Origin of the sequence: Dehalobacter sp., from assembly GCF_030063005.1 — a bacterium.
Taxonomy (GTDB): Bacteria; Bacillota; Desulfitobacteriia; order Desulfitobacteriales; family Syntrophobotulaceae; genus Dehalobacter; species Dehalobacter restrictus.
On record NZ_JAPDHR010000018.1, the window covers coordinates 1 to 1,509 of the forward strand.

The 1,509-nt window shown below is 44.0% G+C and carries 1 protein-coding gene; it reads left to right on the forward strand.

Going from position 1 to position 1,509, the window contains the following annotated elements; genetic code table 11:
• Positions 1 to 93: 93 nt before the first annotated feature.
• A complete protein-coding gene (istA, locus tag OKX56_RS06685) occupies positions 94 to 1,338 on the forward strand; it encodes an IS21 family transposase (RefSeq protein WP_287895961.1) in 1,245 nt (414 codons plus the stop codon).
• The last annotated feature ends 171 nt before the right edge of the window (positions 1,339 to 1,509 follow it).

Genomic DNA, 1,509 nt, shown 5'->3' on the forward strand with positions numbered 1-1,509 from the left:
TGTCAAAATCGGTGTTAAAATGCCCATAATAAACGGTTGAAAATTCCCCAAAAACACGGTATGTTTCTTCTTAAATATAAGGAGGACAACCGAATGATAACAATGGAGGAGTATTACATGATCAAAGGTTTAAAGAACAAGGGAATGTCAATCATGCAGATTTCCAGAGAAATGGGTGTGGATCGAAAAACAGTCAGCAACTGGCTTAAGCGCAACGAACCGCCAGCATATCGGAAACGTCATTTCCGGCAAGGAAAGCTTGATCCGTTTAAAGATTATATTCTGGAACGAATGAATGAAGGCTGTGTCAATGCCGCTGTGATTTTTGATGAAATTGCAGCCGACGGGTACCAGGGAAAAATGACGATTCTTCGGGAATTCATGAAACCATATCGTGAAAAAGTGTTAGCCAAAGCATCAATCCGCTATGATACGCCCCCTGGCAAACAGGCTCAGGTTGACTGGGGAGAATTCGTTGTCACGATGCCCGATGGAAAGCTCAAAAAATTGTATGCCTTCATCATGGTTTTAGGGCATTCCAGAAATTATTATCTTGAGTTCACGGAGAATTCGAAATTTGACACATTAATCGGTTGCCATGAACGGGCATTTGCCTATTTTGGTGGTGTAACAGAGAGCATTCTGTATGACAATATGAAAACTGTTGTTGCCCACAGTCACAAAACCGGCAACGATAAATGGAATCAGCGGTTTTTGCGATTTGCCGAGCATCACCATTTTATTCCGGTTCGGCATCGGCCTTATCTGCCCCGTTCCAAGGGCAAGGTGGAACGTGGGGTCCGATATGTACGCGGCAATTTCTGGCCCAGAGTCAAAAGCTTTTCCGATCTAACTGACCTCAATGAACAGGCTCGACTCTGGCTGGATACGAAATGTAACGTCAGGCTTCATCAGACACTTCACAAAATTCCCCGTGATATATTGAATGAAGAACAGCTGAAACCCATTAATACCGAACCGTTTCTTGCTGTTGATCTGGTCAGCCGGAAAGTCATGAACGATTGCATGATCAGTTATCAGTCCAATTATTATTCCGTTCCCTTCCGCTTTGTTGGTCACCGTGTCGGTGTGCGGGATCTGAGAAATGGAACGATTGAAATCTATGATGAAACTGGTACCTTAATTGAAGGTTACCGGAAACCGGCCCAAAAACATCAGGTCCAAAAAATGAAAAAGCACTTTGAAGGATTGAACAGTCAAAATCATAAAGCCAAAGCCCGCAAAGCACCGCTTATGATTCCAGACCAATCGCCCAAAGTGCATCAAAGACCGCTCGCAGTCTATGATTCTTTAGTCAGTGAGGTGTCCACATGGTAACCCATCACCTGAAGGAAGCTTTTGATCGTCTGAATCTCACGCATATGGCCGCCGTTTATGACCACCATGCTGAAGAAGCTTCCAAGGATAGTATATCCTATTTGGAGTTTCTGGACAAGCTGCTTTGGGCAGAAATTGATGCAAAAAGAGAACGGACAACCACGACGAACT

Excerpts from the sequence above, each read along its gene's own strand:
- istA (WP_287895961.1), top strand. The coding sequence starts at position 94 with ATGATAACAATGGAGGAGTATTACATGATCAAAGGTTTAAAGAACAAG.